This is a genomic window from Streptococcus pseudopneumoniae, assembly GCF_001072665.1.
GTDB lineage: Bacteria > Bacillota > Bacilli > Lactobacillales > Streptococcaceae > Streptococcus > Streptococcus pseudopneumoniae_S.
This window is the reverse complement of sequence record NZ_JVJI01000110.1, coordinates 35,956-50,845: the sequence shown is the minus strand read 5'-3', so window position 1 is coordinate 50,845 and position 14,890 is coordinate 35,956. Positions and strand designations below refer to the sequence as shown.

Sequence of the window (14,890 nt, the reverse complement as noted above, 5' to 3'; positions counted from 1 at the left end):
ATACGATTCAGCTAATATAATTGAAAATGATGGAAAAAAAGGTGAAATTATGGTATACTTTAACGTAGGACCTTTTTAGAAATTTTGAAAGAGTATTAAAAATTTAAAATGAGAAAAATTGTTATCAATGGTGGCTTACCCCTGCAAGGTGAGATTACCATTAGTGGTGCTAAAAATAGCGTTGTGGCCTTAATTCCAGCTATTATTTTGGCTGATGATGTGGTGACTTTGGATTGTGTGCCAGATATTTCCGATGTTGCTAGTCTTGTCGAAATCATGGAGTTAATGGGGGCTACCGTTAAGCGTTATGATGATGTGTTAGAGATTGATCCAAGAGGTGTTCAAAATATTCCAATGCCTTATGGGAAAATCAATAGTCTTCGTGCATCTTATTATTTTTATGGAAGTCTTTTAGGTCGCTTTGGTGAAGCTACTGTTGGTTTACCTGGTGGATGTGATTTGGGACCTCGCCCTATTGACTTACATCTTAAGGCTTTTGAAGCTATGGGAGCAACTGTTAGCTACGAGGGTGATAACATGAAGTTATCTGCCAAAGATACAGGACTTCACGGCGCAAGTATCTACATGGATACGGTTAGCGTTGGTGCGACGATTAATACGATGATTGCTGCGGTTAAAGCAAATGGGCGTACTATTATTGAAAATGCAGCCCGTGAACCTGAGATTATTGACGTTGCGACACTTTTGAATAATATGGGAGCCCATATCCGTGGTGCTGGAACCAATATTATCATTATTGATGGTGTTGAAAGATTACATGGAACGCGTCATCAGGTGATTCCAGACCGTATCGAAGCGGGAACATACATTTCCTTAGCTGCAGCAGTTGGTAAGGGAATTCGTATCAACAATGTATTATACGAACACTTAGAAGGATTCATCGCTAAGTTGGAAGAAATGGGTGTGAGAATGACTGTATCTGAAGACAGTATTTTTGTTGAGGAACAGTCTAATTTGAAAGCAATCAATATTAAGACAGCTCCTTATCCAGGTTTTGCTACTGACTTGCAACAACCAATTACTCCTCTTCTGTTAACAGCAGAGGGGCGTGGAACCATTATTGATACCATTTATGAAAAACGAGTAAACCATGTTTTTGAACTAGCAAAGATGGACGCAGATATTACGACTACAAACGACCATATTTTATATACTGGTGGACGTAGTTTACGTGGTGCAAATGTAAAAGCTACTGACCTTAGAGCTGGGGCAGCACTTGTCATTGCTGGACTAATGGCTGAAGGTAAAACTGAAATTACAAATATTGAGTTCATCTTACGTGGTTATTCAGATATTATTGAAAAATTACGTAATCTAGGAGCGGATATTACACTTGTTGAAGAATAAACCGTAGAGGTGTTTATGAATATTTGGACCAAATTAGCAATGTTTTCTTTTTTTGAAACGGATCGCTTGTATTTGCGTCCTTTCTTTTTTAGTGATAGTAAGGACTTCCATGATATAGCTTCAAATCCAGAAAATTTACAATTCATTTTTCCAAGTCAAGCTAGTTTGGAAGAGAGTCAATATGCACTGGCCAATTATTTTATGAAGTCTCCTTTAGGTGTATGGGCTATTTGTGACAAGAAAACTGAAAAAATGATTGGTTCAATTAAGTTTGAAAAGCTAGACGAAATTAAAAAAGAAGCAGAACTTGGTTATTTTTTGAGAAAAGATGCATGTTGTCAAGGTTTTATGACAGAGGTTGTTAGAAAAATTTGTCAGCTTTCTTTTGAGGAGTTTGGCTTAAAACAATTAGCCATCATTACTCACCTTGAAAATGAAGCTAGCCAAAGGGTTGCTCTTAAGGCTGGATTTCGATTGATTCGTCAGTTTAAAGGTAGTGATCGTTATACAAGGAAAATGCGTGATTATCTTGAGTTTCGCTTTGTAAAGGGAGAAATTAATGAGTAAACACCAAGAAATTCTAAGTTATTTGGAAGAATTACCCGTTGGTAAAAGAGTCAGTGTTCGAAGTATTTCCAACCATCTAGGAGTCAGTGATGGAACGGCTTATCGGGCCATTAAAGAAGCTGAAAATCGTGGAATTGTAGAGACTCGTCCAAGAAGTGGTACTATCCGTGTTAAATCTCAGAAAGTTGCTATTGAAAGATTAACATTTGCAGAAATTGCAGAAGTGACTTCTTCTGAGGTTTTGGCTGGGCAAGAAGGTTTAGAGAGAGAATTTAGTAAGTTTTCAATCGGTGCCATGACTGAGCAAAATATTTTGTCTTACCTTCATGATGGGGGACTCTTGATTGTCGGAGACCGGACTCGTATTCAATTATTAGCGCTGGAAAATGAAAATGCCGTTCTTGTGACAGGTGGATTTCAGGTTCATGATGATGTGATTAAACTGGCTAATCAAAAAGGAATTCCTGTTTTAAGAAGCAAACATGACACTTTCACCGTTGCGACCATGATCAATAAAGCCTTGTCAAATGTCCAAATCAAAACAGATATTTTGACAGTTGAGAAACTTTATCGTCCGAGTCATGAATATGGTTTTCTGAGAGAGACAGACACTGTTAAAGATTATTTGGACTTAGTTCGTAAGAATCGTAGCAGTCGTTTCCCGGTTATCAATCAACATCAGGTTGTTGTTGGAGTTGTAACCATGAGAGATGCTGGTGATAAGTCACCAAGTACCACAATTGATAAGGTCATGTCTCGTAGTCTATTTTTGGTTGGATTATCGACAAATATTGCTAATGTGAGTCAACGGATGATTGCTGAAGACTTTGAAATGGTACCGGTTGTTCGAAATAATCAAACCTTGCTTGGGGTTGTAACCAGACGAGATGTCATGGAGAAGATGAGTCGTTCCCAAGTTTCTGCTCTACCGACTTTTTCTGAGCAGATTGGTCAAAAACTTTCTTATCACCATGATGAAGTAGTCATTACAGTGGAACCCTTTATGCTAGAGAAGAACGGTGTTTTGGCTAATGGTGTATTGGCAGAAATTCTAACCCACATGACTCAAGATTTGGTTGTGAATAGTGGTCGAAATCTTATTATTGAGCAGATGCTAATCTACTTTTTGCAGGCTGTTCAGATTGATGATATATTGCGTATTCAAGCACGCATTATCCACCATACTAGACGATCAGCTATTATTGATTACGATATTTATCATGGTCACCAGATTGTTTCAAAAGCAAATGTAACCGTTAAAATTAATTAGAAACTAGGAGAAAAAATGATAACATTAAAATCAGCTCGTGAAATCGAAGCTATGGATAAGGCCGGTGATTTTTTAGCAAGTATCCATATTGGCTTACGTGATTTGATTAAGCCTGGAGTAGATATGTGGGAAGTTGAAGAATACGTTCGCCGTCGTTGTAAGGAAGAAAATTTCCTTCCACTTCAGATTGGGGTTGACGGTGCCATGATGGACTATCCTTATGCTACTTGTTGCTCTCTTAACGATGAAGTAGCTCACGCTTTCCCTCGTCACTATATCTTGAAAGATGGTGATTTGCTCAAGGTTGATATGGTTTTGGGAGGTCCTATTGCTAAATCTGACCTGAATGTCTCAAAACTAAACTTCAACAATGTGGAGCAAATGAAAAAATACACCCAGAGCTACTCTGGTGGCCTAGCAGACTCATGTTGGGCTTATGCTGTTGGTACGCCGTCCGAAGAAGTGAAAAACTTGATGGATGTAACCAAAGAAGCTATGTACAAGGGAATCGAGCAAGCTGTTGTTGGAAATCGTATTGGTGATATTGGTGCAGCTATTCAAGAATACGCTGAAAGTCGTGGTTACGGTGTAGTACGTGATTTGGTTGGTCATGGTGTTGGTCCAACCATGCACGAAGAACCAATGGTTCCTAACTATGGTATTGCTGGTCGTGGGCTTCGTCTCCGTGAAGGAATGGTATTGACCATTGAACCAATGATCAATACAGGTGACTGGGAAATTGATACAGATATGAAAACTGGCTGGGCGCATAAGACCATTGACGGTGGTTTATCTTGTCAATATGAACACCAATTCGTGATTACTAAAGATGGACCAGTTATCTTGACTAGTCAAGGTGAAGAAGGAACTTATTAATAAAAAGTGAAAAGACTACTGGAAGTTTATTTTGAAAAATTCAGTAGATCTTTTCATATAAAATAAACGCATTTTATTGATGTTTTCAGGCTTTTGAAGACAACAAAATAGGCTCCATAATATCTGTAGGAGACTTATCTACAGATATTATGGAGCTTTTTTCTTATGCTCAGAATGGCAATTTCCCAGCGAAAGCACCCAGTTTTTTCTTGGTAGTTTCATCGATTTGTTCAAGAGCAGAGTTGATTGCTTGAACGGTCATATCAGAAAGAGTTTCAAGGTCTTCTGGGTCAACGACAGCTGGATTGAAGTCAATGCTGACAACTTTCTTATCTCCAGTTAAGGTCGCTTGGACAAGGTCTTGAGCAGATTTGCCAACAAATTGCATAGCCGCAAGTTCGGCTTGACTTTGTTCCATTTGTTTTTGAAGTTTTTGTGCTTGGCGCATCATGTTTTGCATGTTCATCATAGTGTTTTATAGTTTCCTTTTACAATTATTTTCCTTCCTATTTTATCAATTTTGAGGTTAAAAGTCTATTATTAGTATAAATTACTCAACATTAAATTGTCTGAAAATTTATTGAAAAATGAGTGAAAACATGGTATAATGAAACGTAAAATTAATTCAGGTTTCCTGAAGCAATAGGAGTAAACAATGAAAAAACTAGGTTTTGTCCTTTTATCTTCAGCCTTGCTATTGACAGCTTGTGCTAATAATCAATCTAAGCCAAGTAACACAAGTGATTCGTCCAAGGTGACAGCCTTGTCTGAAGATAAGCAGAAAATGCTTGATAAGGCCACTGCTGAATATAAGACTTTTGTGCAAGAGCAAATCGATAAACTGTTGACAGATACGGAAGGCTTTGTCAAACTTTTGAAAGAAGGTAAGTTAGAAGAAGCTAAGAAGGTTTATCCACTGATTCGTATGTCTTATGAGCGTTCAGAACCGATTGCTGAAAGTTTTGGTGAGTCAGATGTCAAGATTGACTTCCGTTTGGCAGACTACATGGACGAAAACAAGACAGAGGAAGGTTGGTCAGGTTTCCACCGTATCGAGCGTATCCTTTGGGAAGACAATACAACTAAAGGAACTGAAAGCTACGGTGATCAGTTGGTAAATGATATCAAGGAATTGAAAGCCAAGATTGCAACTGTGGATGTGGACTACAAGGTCATGTTGACTGGAGCAGTTGACTTGCTTAACGAAGTGGCAACAAGTAAGATTACAGGTGAAGAGGAAATTTATTCTCACACAGACTTGTATGACTTCCGTGCCAATATTGAGGGAGCTGAGAAGATTTTCCAACTCTTTAAACCTTTGCTTGAAAAATCAGACGCTAACCTAGTTAAAGAATTGGAAGCAGATTTCAAATCTGTTAATAGCTTGTTGGACAAACACATGACCGACAAGGAACACTACAAACTTTATACAGATTTGACAAAAGAAGATACCAAAGAATTGTCAGAAGCTGTGACAAAACTTGGTGAACCTCTATCACAAATGGGTAAATTTCTTAGTGGAGAGTAAGAGTCATGACTGAAAAAGACGAAAAGTTTTTTGAGAAGAAAATGGACCGTCGAGAATTTCTAAAAAAAGCAGGGATTGGAGGGGCTGGTTTAGCGCTAGGACTCTCTGGTGCTTCTGCTTTTTTCGCACCTAAGCTAGGAAGTCAGGAAAAAATCTCGTACGGAAATGAAAAAATTGCTTTTTATGGCAAGCATCAAGCTGGGATTAGTACGCCCATGCAAAAGAATATCTATTTTGTTGTCTTGGACTTGCACACGACGGATAGAGATAAGATTATCCAACTATTCAAGGATTGGACAGATTATAGTGCCAAGTTAGTTGAGGGAGAGCTGGTCAAAAAAGATGGCCAGAATGCTCTCTTGCCTCCGAGCGATACTGGTGAGACAGTCGGGCTCAATCCTCATCGTCTGACGCTGACTTTTGGTGTGTCTGCCAGTTTCTTGAAAAAGATGAACTTAGAAAGCAAGCGTCCTCAAGTGTTCAGGGATTTACCGCCTTTTCCTAAAGAGCAATTACGTGAAAAATATACTGGTGGAGATATTGTGATTCAGGCTTGTGCAGATGATGAGCAAGTTGCCTTTCATGCTATTCGCAACCTCATCCGTAAGGGAAGAAATGCAGTGACCCTTCGTTGGAGTCAGTCTGGTTTTGCAGCTATCGGCGATCGAATGGAGACTCCGCGTAACCTCTTTGGTTTTAAAGATGGGACAGCAAATCCAACCAAGGAGCAAGACTTTGACCGCGTCATCTGGGCTGATAGTAAGGACTGGATGGAAAATGGTTCTTATATGGCAGTTCGTCGGATTCAGATGTTTTTAGAGACCTGGGACCGCACTAGTCTTGAAGAACAAGAAAATACCTTTGGTCGTTACAAGGAAAGTGGTGCCCCCTTTGGTAAGAAAAATGAGTTTGATGAAGTGGATTTGAGTCTTTTACCAGATGATTCGCATGTTCGTTTGGCCAAAGAAGTGGATAAGCCCCTTTTACGTCGTTCTTATTCTTACTCTGATGGAATTGATGAAAAGACTGGCCAGTTTGATACGGGCTTGCTCTTCATTTCTTTCCAGAAAGATCCTGATAATTTTGTCAAGGTTCAAACCAATCTAGGTGCTACAGATAAGATGAATGAATATAACACTCACATCGGTAGTGGCCTATTTGCTTGCTTTGGTGGTGTGGAGAAAGGAGGCTACATTGGACAAAAATTACTGGAAGGCTAAAAGCTGGTTCTTGGTTTTAGCTTTGTCATTTTTAATTCTGTCTCCAGTAGGTGCCCAAGAGAGTCTGAGTTCTTACTTTGTGAAAATCACAGATGCGTCCAAAGCGGTCAAAAATGGCAATCAGACTGAGGCCCAGAAACTTGTTACGGAGATGGCATCAGACTTCGAAATAGTAGAAAATAAGGATTCAGAGGCTGGTAAGATTGTTAAGGAAAAGTTAGCTCAATCAGGTGAGATTACTGAAGACAAACTCACAGAACTTTCTGCAGCCTTATTAGCCTTTGAAAAAGAACAAAATCCTGTTGACTTAGATGCGGAAAAGGAAAAATTGGTAAACCGTCTAAGTCCTCGTTTTGAAGCGCTGGAACAGGCCATTGCCTCCAAAGATTTGGCAAAGGTTCGAGAATCCTTTAAGAAAATGAATTCCACTTGGACTATCAATGAAAGTGTGGTTCGTGACAATAGTACGGCCCATTATGGAAGTGTTGAAACAGCTATTTCCTTCCTGCGTAGTAGCATGGAAACCGAGCCTACGGATTTTAACTCCATCCAGACTTCCTTTGAGGACTTTAAAAAGGCTATCGATGATTTTGTAACCGGGAAAGAAGTCGCAGAAGCATCTCCTGATTTAAGCCTTAAAGATGGTATTACCCTTTTGAAGAAGGCTTTGGAACAATTCCAAGCTGGTGACCAAGCATCAGGAGCAGCCAGTATGAAGGAATTTATTACTATCTGGCCAACGATTGAAGGTTCTGTTAGCACGACCAATCCTTCCCTCTATACTCGAGTGGAAAGTGAAAGCCCTGTGATTATGGTCAAGGGAAGTGAGAAGGAATATCAAGAAAAATTAGAAAAACTGATTGTAGATTTATCACAAATTGATACCAGTTCACGATACAATGCCTTTGATGCTATGCTCATTCTCCTAAGAGAAGGAGTAGAGGCGCTCTTAATCGTTATGGCCTTAGTGACGACCTTGAAAGCAGCTAAGATGCGTAAAGGGCTCAAGTGGGTCTATAGTGGTGCTATCACAGGAATCATGGCCAGTCTTCTTATTGCTTTTATTCTGCAAATTGCCTTTCCAGCAGTAACATCAGGCTCCAATCGTGAAATAATAGAAGGAGCAGTGGGGATTTTTGCGGTAGCTATGATGATTGTGATTGGAATCTGGCTTCACAACAAATCCTCGGTCAAAAAATGGAATACCTTTATGGAGTCACAAATGGAAACAGTGACTAAGACAGGCTCCTTTGTTTCCATGTTTGCCCTCAGTTTTCTAGCTGTTTTCCGTGAGGGAGCAGAAACCATTCTTTTTTATGTTGGGATTTTACCAAGAATTTCTAGCTTTGAATTTGTCTTGGGAATCTCACTTGCCTTGCTGGTTCTGCTAATTATTGCCGTTGTGATGAACAAGGCCAGTCAATTCTTCCTGCCACATAAGGTCTTCTTTATCCTGACTTGGATGATTTATGCCCTAGCCTTCAAGATGCTGGGAGTTAGTGTCCATGCTCTTCAGTTGACCAATATGGCTTCTAACCACTTGCTGACAGGATTTCCAACAATCGACCTTCTTGGAATTTATCCAAGTTGGGAAGGCTTGGTCAGTCAGCTAATCTTTGTTGTTATCGTTTTGATTGTCACTTTCAGACAGGGTGAAAAATAGATGGATAGAAAAGAATTGACAATCGTTGAACATCTGGTAGAATTTAGAAAGAGATTATTGGCAGTGGTCATTTGTTTCTTTTTTGTTTTCTGTGTCTCTCTGCTTTGTGCAGACCAGATTTACCAGTATGTAACCCAATCTTTTCAGCAAAAGTTGATTGTTTTAGGGCCAAATGATATTTTATGGATTTACATACGTTTGGCTAGTCTGATGGCCTTTACCATTACCCTACCTTATACAGTTTATCATATTTGGTCTTTCATCAAACCTGGTTTAAGAAAGGAAGAAGCTAGAGCAATTTTTGCCTATATTCCAGCTAGTTTCCTTTGTTTTCTAGTTGGACTGGCTTTTGGTTTTTACTTTGTAACACCAGCCTTACTTCAGGTTTTATTAGGGCTAGGAGAAGGACTATTTGAAACACAGTTAACAGCTCAAAATTATCTGTACTTTGTTTTTCAAACGACTTTGCCCTTGGCTCTGATTTTTGAATTGCCAGTTATCATTGCCTTTTTGACGTCAATTGGACTCATTGGACCAGAATTATTGATTGCTTATCGCCGATATGCTTATTTTATTTTATTGGTACTCGCAGTCATCTTGACACCAGCTGACTTTGTCAGCGATTTGGCAATGACTGCCCCCTTGATTTTACTCTATGAATTAAGTATTTCCATCAGCAAACACATTATGAAACGCAAGCAGAAAGGAGAGAGAAATGGGAATCTTACGTGATATCGGAGCACCAGGATTGATTATTATCGTTTTAGGAGCTCTCATGATCTTCGGACCAAAGCGATTGCCTGAACTAGGAGAGTCAATCGGTAAAATGCTGTCTGAATTTAAAAAAGCAGTTAAAGGAACTGAAAATCAAGATAAGGAAGAGTAAGACTGGTGAGTTTTACTAAAAAATAAAAAGTTAGGAAGTGTGTCTCTATCGGACAATTTATTATTTCCTAGCTTTTTCTTGTATTAAGAAAATATAAATTTAAGCTTTCTTTAAGAAAACTATATTATTCTGAAGAACTCTAAAATTTCACAGCCATTTATTAGTAATGACTATTGAATTCCTAGTCACTACTAGAAATGGACTAGTTTCTTTGAATAATGGAACTGCTTAATCCTCCTATTCTAGAACGGGATGACTAGTATTTCTTTTATGATAGGACTAGATTGTGGTATAATAGAGAGAATAAGTTTTTTTAGTAAGACAAAGGAGAAAATAGATGATTTATGCAGGAATTCTTGCCGGTGGAACTGGCACACGTATGGGAATCAGTAATTTGCCAAAACAATTTTTAGAGCTAGGTGATCGACCTATTTTGATTCATACAATTGAAAAATTTGTCTTGGAACCAAGTATTGAAAAAATTGTGGTTGGGGTTCATGGAGACTGGGTTTCCCATGCAGAGGATCTTGTAGATAAATATCTACCTCTTCATAAAGATCGTATCATCATTACAAAAGGTGGTGCTGACCGTAATACGAGTATTGAGAAAATCATTGAAGCCATTGATGCTTATCGTCCGCTTACTCCAGAGGACATCGTTGTTACCCACGATTCTGTTCGTCCATTCATTACGCTTCGCATGATTCAGGACAATATCCAACTTGCTCAAAATCATGACGCAGTGGACACAGTGGTAGAAGCGGTTGATACTATCGTTGAAAGTACTAACGGTCAATTTATTACAGATATTCCAAATCGTGCTCACCTCTATCAAGGACAAACGCCTCAAACATTCCGTTGCAAGGACTTCATGGATCTTTACGGTTCTCTCTCTGCCGAAGAGAAAGAAATCTTAACAGATGCATGTAAAATCTTTGTAATCAAAGGAAAAGATGTAGCCTTGGCTAAGGGTGAATATTCAAATCTGAAAATTACTACAGTAACAGATTTGAAGATTGCAAAAAGCATGATTGAGGAAGAGTAATAAAATGATTAATCAAATTTACCAACTAACAAAGCCTAAGTTTATCAATGTCAAATATCAGGAAGAGGCTATTGACCAAGAGAATCATATCCTCATCCGCCCTAATTATATGGCGGTCTGTCATGCGGATCAGCGTTACTACCAAGGAAAACGTGATCCGAAGATTTTGAATAAAAAACTTCCAATGGCAATGATTCACGAGTCATGTGGAACCGTTATTTCTGACCCGACAGGAACCTACGAGGTTGGTCAAAAAGTTGTCATGATTCCTAATCAGCCTCCTATGCAGAGTGATGAAGAATTCTATGAAAACTACATGATAGGGACTCATTTCTTGTCTAGTGGCTTTGATGGCTTTATGAGAGAATTTGTTTCTCTCCCTAAAGATCGTGTGGTGCCTTATGATGCTATCGAAGATACGGTTGCAGCCATTACAGAGTTTGTCAGTGTCGGTATGCATGCTATGAATCGCTTATTGACACTTGCTCATAGCAAGCGGGACCGAATCGCCGTCATCGGAGATGGAAGTTTAGCTTTTGTGGTTGCCAATATTATCAACTATACTCTACCAGAAGCAGAGATTGTGGTTATTGGTCGTCATTGGGAAAAGTTGGAACTCTTCTCTTTTGCCAAGGAATGCTATATTACTGATAATATTCCTGAAGATTTGGCCTTTGACCATGCTTTTGAGTGTTGTGGTGGTGATGGTACTGGACCAGCTATTAATGACTTGATTCGCTACATTCGTCCTCAGGGAACGATTCTCATGATGGGAGTTAGTGAGTATAAAGTCAATCTCAATACACGCGATGCCTTAGAAAAAGGTTTGCTCTTGGTTGGTTCCTCTCGTTCTGGTCGCATCGATTTTGAAAATGCAATCCAAATGATGGAAGTCAAGAAATTTGCCAATCGTCTTAAAAATATCCTTTATCTAGAAGAACCTGTAAGAGAAATTAAAGATATTCACCGTGTCTTTGCGACCGATTTAAACACAGCCTTTAAAACAGTGTTTAAGTGGGAAGTATAGGTGCTGGAGGTTAATTGTGGAGAAAATCATTAAAGAAAAAATTTCTTCCTTACTTAGTCAAGAAGAGGAAGTCCTCAGTGTTGAACAACTGGGGGGAATGACCAATCAAAACTATTTGGCCAAAACAACAAATAAGCAGTACATCGTTAAGTTCTTTGGTAAAGGGACTGAAAAGCTGATCAATCGTCAAGATGAAAAGTACAATCTTGAACTACTTAAAGATTTAGACCTAGATGTCAAAAATTATCTTTTTGATATTGAAGCTGGTATCAAAGTAAATGAGTATATTGAATCTGCGATTACGCTTGATTCAACGTCAATCAAGACCAAATTTGATAAAATTGCTCCAATATTACAAACTATTCATGCTTCTGGCAAGGAATTAAGAGGAGAATTTGCTCCGTTTGAAGAAATCAAAAAATACGAATCCTTGATTGAAGAGAAAATCCCTTATGCCAACTATGAAGCAGTTAGAGAAGAAGTCTTCTCTTTAGAGAAAAGACTGGCTGACTTAGGTGTTGACAGAAAATCTTGTCATATCGATTTGGTGCCTGAAAACTTTATCGAATCACCTCAAGGACGACTTTATCTGATTGACTGGGAATATTCATCAATGAATGATCCAATGTGGGATTTGGCTGCCCTCTTTTTAGAATCTGAATTCACTCCCCAAGAGGAAGAAGCTTTCTTATCTCACTATGAGAGTGACCAAACACCTGTCTCTCGTGAAAAGATTGCCATTTATAAAATTTTACAAGATACCATTTGGAGTCTATGGACAGTCTATAAGGAAGAGCAAGGCGCAGATTTTGGTGATTATGGTGTGAATCGTTATCAAAGAGCTGTTAAAGGTCTAGCTTATTATGGAGGTTCTGATGAAAAATAAAAATGGAGTTTCTTTTGGTCTACTCTCAGGTATTTTCTGGGGGTTAGGTCTAACGATCAGTGCTTATATCTTTTCGATTTTTACAGATTTGTCACCCTTTGTGGTAGCCGCTGCTCATGATTTCTTGAGTATCTTTATCTTACTAGCTTTTCTCTTGGTAAAAGAAGGAAAAGTTCGTCTCTCAATTTTCTTAAATATTCGCAATGTTAGTGTTATCATCGGAGCCTTACTAGCAGGCCCTATCGGTATGCAGGCCAATCTTTATGCAGTTAAGTATATCGGAAGTTCTTTAGCTTCATCTGTATCAGCTATTTACCCTGCGATTTCAGTTTTATTGGCTTTCTTCTTCTTGAAGCACAAGATTTCGAAAAATACTGTGTTTGGGATTATCTTGATTATTGCAGGGATTATTGCCCAGACCTATAAGGTTGAACAGGTCAATTCCTTCTATATTGGGATTCTCTGTGCTTTAGTTTGTGCTATTGCATGGGGAAGTGAGAGTGTTCTCAGCTCCTTTGCTATGGAAAGTGAATTAAGTGAAATCGAAGCCCTCTTAATCCGTCAAGTGACTTCATTCTTGTCCTATCTTGTGATTGTACTCTTCTCTCATCAATCATTTTCAGAAGTGGCCAATGGCCAATTGCTAGGTCTTATGATTGTCTTTGCAGCCTTTGATATGATTTCCTACTTGGCTTATTATATCGCTATCAATCGCTTGCAACCAGCCAAGGCTACAGGCTTGAATGTGAGCTATGTAGTATGGACAGTCTTGTTTGCAGTTGTTTTCTTGGGTGCACCGCTAGATATGCTGACAATTATTACGTCACTTGTCGTCATTGCTGGAGTTTATATTATTATTAAAGAATAAAGGAGATTCGTGTGAAAGCCATCATCTTAGCAGCGGGATTGGGAACTCGCTTGCGTCCTATGACTGAAAATACCCCTAAAGCCTTGGTTCAGGTTAATCAAAAACCTTTGATTGAATACCAAATTGAGTTTTTAAAAGAAAAAGGTATCCATGATATCATCATCATTGTTGGTTACCTTAAAGAACAATTTGATTACTTAAAAGAAAAATATGGTGTTCGCCTCGTTTTCAATGATAAATACGCTGACTACAATAACTTTTACTCTCTCTATCTTGTAAAAGAAGAATTAGCTAACAGTTATGTTATTGATGCTGACAATTATCTCTTTAAAAATATGTTCCGCAATGATTTGACACGTTCTACTTATTTTAGTGTTTATCGTGAAGATTGTACCAACGAATGGTTCTTAGTCTATGGCGATGACTACAAAGTTCAAGACATTATTGTTGATAGCAAAGCTGGTCGTATCCTGAGTGGTGTATCCTTCTGGGATGCTCCAACTGCAGAAAAGATTGTCAGCTTTATCGACAAGGCTTATGCAAGTGGTGAATTTGTTGACCTCTATTGGGATAATATGGTTAAGGATAATATCAAAGAACTAGATGTCTATGTTGAAGAATTAGAAGGCAACAGCATCTATGAAATTGACAGTGTCCAAGATTATCATAAATTGGAAGAAATTCTTAAAAACGAAAATTAAAGATTCCAACATCTGGCTGAAATAGTCGGATGTTTTTTGATTTTTTTACGAATAAATAGATGAGTAGAAAAAGAAATGGAGATATTTATGAAAATCACAAACTATGAAATCTATAAGTTAAAAAAATCAGGTTTGACCAATCAACAGATTTTGAATGTCCTAGAATACGGTGAAAATGTTGATCAAGAACTGTTGTTAGGTGATATTGCAGATATATCAGGTTGCCGAAATCCAGCTGTTTTTATGGAACGTTATTTTCAGATAGATGATGCGCATTTGGAGAAAGAATTTCAAAAATTTCAATCTTTCTCTATTTTAGATGACTGTTACCCTTGGGATTTGAGTGAAATATATGATGCGCCTGTACTTTTATTTTACAAGGGAAATCTGGATCTCTTGAAATTTCCTAAGGTAGCAGTCGTAGGAAGTCGTGCTTGTAGCAAACAGGGAGCTAAGTCAGTTGAAAAAGTCATTCAGGGCTTGGAAAATGAACTGGTTATCGTCAGTGGACTAGCCAGGGGCATTGACACAGCAGCGCATATGGCAGCTCTTCAGAATGGCGGAAAAACCATTGCAGTGATTGGAACAGGACTGGATGTGTTTTATCCTAAAGCTAATAAACGCTTGCAAGACTACATCGGCAATGACCATCTGGTTCTCAGTGAGTATGGACCTGGTGAACAACCTCTAAAATTTCATTTTCCTGCCCGTAATCGCATCATTGCTGGACTTTGTCGTGGTGTGATTGTAGCAGAGGCTAAGATGCGTTCAGGTAGTCTCATTACCTGTGAGAGGGCAATGGAAGAAGGACGCGATGTTTTTGCTATACCTGGTAGCATTTTAGATGGACTATCTGATGGATGTCATCATTTGATTCAAGAAGGAGGAAAATTGGTCACCAGTGGGCAAGATGTTCTTGCGGAATTTGAATTTTAAGACGAAATTTTGCTTTTTAAACCAACTTTTCTTCTATATATAGTAGCTA

16 protein-coding genes are annotated in these 14,890 nt (G+C 38.6%); 15 read left to right on the top strand and 1 reads right to left on the bottom strand.

Going from position 1 to position 14,890, the window contains the following annotated elements; all coding sequences use genetic code 11:
• Positions 1–108 precede the first annotated feature (108 nt).
• From ADH52_RS05850 to ADH52_RS05835, 4 genes are read left to right on the top strand one after another with little or no spacing between them, the layout of a single operon-like run.
• Positions 109–1,368, top strand: coding sequence for a UDP-N-acetylglucosamine 1-carboxyvinyltransferase (locus ADH52_RS05850; protein WP_049510548.1), 1,260 nt, complete (start codon positions 109–111; stop codon positions 1,366–1,368).
• Between the two features lie 15 nt (positions 1,369–1,383).
• Complete coding sequence (locus ADH52_RS05845) at positions 1,384–1,935, top strand: GNAT family N-acetyltransferase (protein ID WP_049510547.1); 552 nt, start codon at positions 1,384–1,386, stop codon at positions 1,933–1,935.
• The gene (spxR, locus tag ADH52_RS05840; protein WP_000033822.1) at positions 1,928–3,205 is read left to right on the top strand and encodes a CBS-HotDog domain-containing transcription factor SpxR; all 1,278 of its coding nucleotides are present in this window, start codon (positions 1,928–1,930) and stop codon (positions 3,203–3,205) included. Before ADH52_RS05845 ends, spxR begins: the two co-directional genes overlap by 8 nt.
• 15 nt (positions 3,206–3,220) lie before the next feature.
• Positions 3,221–4,081, top strand: a complete 861-nt coding sequence (locus ADH52_RS05835) for a methionyl aminopeptidase (RefSeq protein WP_000631543.1) — start codon at positions 3,221–3,223, stop codon at positions 4,079–4,081.
• 169 nt (positions 4,082–4,250) lie between these two features.
• On the opposite strand, the gene ADH52_RS05830 is transcribed toward ADH52_RS05835, so the two are convergent.
• Positions 4,251–4,550 carry a YbaB/EbfC family nucleoid-associated protein gene (locus ADH52_RS05830; RefSeq protein WP_000981526.1) on the bottom strand — a complete coding sequence of 100 codons (300 nt, stop codon included), beginning with the start codon at positions 4,548–4,550 and terminating at the stop codon, positions 4,251–4,253.
• A gap of 186 nt (positions 4,551–4,736) precedes the next feature.
• Between ADH52_RS05830 and efeO the strand changes: the two genes are divergently transcribed.
• From efeO to dprA, 11 genes are all read left to right on the top strand, one after another.
• Positions 4,737–5,609 (top strand): iron uptake system protein EfeO, encoded by an 873-nt coding sequence (gene efeO, locus ADH52_RS05825; RefSeq protein WP_049510546.1) that lies wholly within the window; start codon positions 4,737–4,739, stop codon positions 5,607–5,609.
• A gap of 5 nt (positions 5,610–5,614) precedes the next feature.
• The gene (gene efeB / locus ADH52_RS05820; protein WP_049510545.1) at positions 5,615–6,829 is read left to right on the top strand and encodes an iron uptake transporter deferrochelatase/peroxidase subunit; all 1,215 of its coding nucleotides are present in this window, start codon (positions 5,615–5,617) and stop codon (positions 6,827–6,829) included.
• Positions 6,804–8,492, top strand: a complete 1,689-nt coding sequence (locus ADH52_RS05815; RefSeq protein WP_049510544.1) for an FTR1 family iron permease — start codon at positions 6,804–6,806, stop codon at positions 8,490–8,492. The genes efeB and ADH52_RS05815 overlap by 26 nt, the downstream gene beginning before the upstream one ends.
• Positions 8,493–9,224, top strand: a complete 732-nt coding sequence (tatC, locus tag ADH52_RS05810) for a twin-arginine translocase subunit TatC (RefSeq protein ID WP_049510543.1) — start codon at positions 8,493–8,495, stop codon at positions 9,222–9,224.
• A complete protein-coding gene (locus ADH52_RS05805) occupies positions 9,208–9,378 on the top strand; it encodes a twin-arginine translocase TatA/TatE family subunit (protein WP_049491767.1) in 171 nt (56 codons plus the stop codon). The genes tatC and ADH52_RS05805 overlap by 17 nt, the downstream gene beginning before the upstream one ends.
• Positions 9,379–9,715: 337 nt before the next feature.
• Positions 9,716–10,423, top strand: coding sequence for an IspD/TarI family cytidylyltransferase (locus ADH52_RS05800; RefSeq protein ID WP_004259627.1), 708 nt, complete (start codon positions 9,716–9,718; stop codon positions 10,421–10,423).
• Positions 10,424–10,427: 4 nt separating this feature from the next.
• Positions 10,428–11,450 (top strand): ribitol-5-phosphate dehydrogenase, encoded by a 1,023-nt coding sequence (locus tag ADH52_RS05795; protein ID WP_049488776.1) that lies wholly within the window; start codon positions 10,428–10,430, stop codon positions 11,448–11,450.
• 16 nt (positions 11,451–11,466) lie between these two features.
• Entirely contained in the window at positions 11,467–12,336 is an 870-nt protein-coding gene (gene licA, locus ADH52_RS05790) for a choline kinase LicA (RefSeq protein ID WP_049491765.1), read from the top strand.
• Positions 12,326–13,204: a DMT family transporter gene (locus tag ADH52_RS05785; protein ID WP_049491764.1), complete on the top strand. Its 879-nt coding sequence runs from the start codon at positions 12,326–12,328 to the stop codon at positions 13,202–13,204. Before licA ends, ADH52_RS05785 begins: the two co-directional genes overlap by 11 nt.
• Positions 13,205–13,215: 11 nt before the next feature.
• Positions 13,216–13,905 carry a CTP--phosphocholine cytidylyltransferase gene (locus ADH52_RS05780; RefSeq protein WP_020902399.1) on the top strand — a complete coding sequence of 230 codons (690 nt, stop codon included), beginning with the start codon at positions 13,216–13,218 and terminating at the stop codon, positions 13,903–13,905.
• Positions 13,906–13,992: 87 nt separating this feature from the next.
• On the top strand, positions 13,993–14,841 hold the full coding sequence (gene dprA / locus ADH52_RS05775; protein ID WP_049510542.1) for a DNA-processing protein DprA: 849 nt from the start codon (positions 13,993–13,995) through the stop codon (positions 14,839–14,841).
• The last annotated feature ends 49 nt before the right edge of the window (positions 14,842–14,890 follow it).

Coding starts and splice junctions, on each gene's coding strand:
- ADH52_RS05850 (WP_049510548.1), top strand. CDS start 109: ATGAGAAAAATTGTTATCAATGGTGGCTTACCCCTGCAAGGTGAGATT.
- ADH52_RS05845 (WP_049510547.1), top strand. CDS start 1,384: ATGAATATTTGGACCAAATTAGCAATGTTTTCTTTTTTTGAAACGGAT.
- spxR (WP_000033822.1), top strand. CDS start 1,928: ATGAGTAAACACCAAGAAATTCTAAGTTATTTGGAAGAATTACCCGTT.
- ADH52_RS05835 (WP_000631543.1), top strand. CDS start 3,221: ATGATAACATTAAAATCAGCTCGTGAAATCGAAGCTATGGATAAGGCC.
- ADH52_RS05830 (WP_000981526.1), bottom strand. CDS start 4,550: ATGATGAACATGCAAAACATGATGCGCCAAGCACAAAAACTTCAAAAA.
- efeO (WP_049510546.1), top strand. CDS start 4,737: ATGAAAAAACTAGGTTTTGTCCTTTTATCTTCAGCCTTGCTATTGACA.
- efeB (WP_049510545.1), top strand. CDS start 5,615: ATGACTGAAAAAGACGAAAAGTTTTTTGAGAAGAAAATGGACCGTCGA.
- tatC (WP_049510543.1), top strand. CDS start 8,493: ATGGATAGAAAAGAATTGACAATCGTTGAACATCTGGTAGAATTTAGA.
- ADH52_RS05805 (WP_049491767.1), top strand. CDS start 9,208: ATGGGAATCTTACGTGATATCGGAGCACCAGGATTGATTATTATCGTT.
- ADH52_RS05800 (WP_004259627.1), top strand. CDS start 9,716: ATGATTTATGCAGGAATTCTTGCCGGTGGAACTGGCACACGTATGGGA.
- ADH52_RS05795 (WP_049488776.1), top strand. CDS start 10,428: ATGATTAATCAAATTTACCAACTAACAAAGCCTAAGTTTATCAATGTC.
- ADH52_RS05785 (WP_049491764.1), top strand. CDS start 12,326: ATGAAAAATAAAAATGGAGTTTCTTTTGGTCTACTCTCAGGTATTTTC.
- dprA (WP_049510542.1), top strand. CDS start 13,993: ATGAAAATCACAAACTATGAAATCTATAAGTTAAAAAAATCAGGTTTG.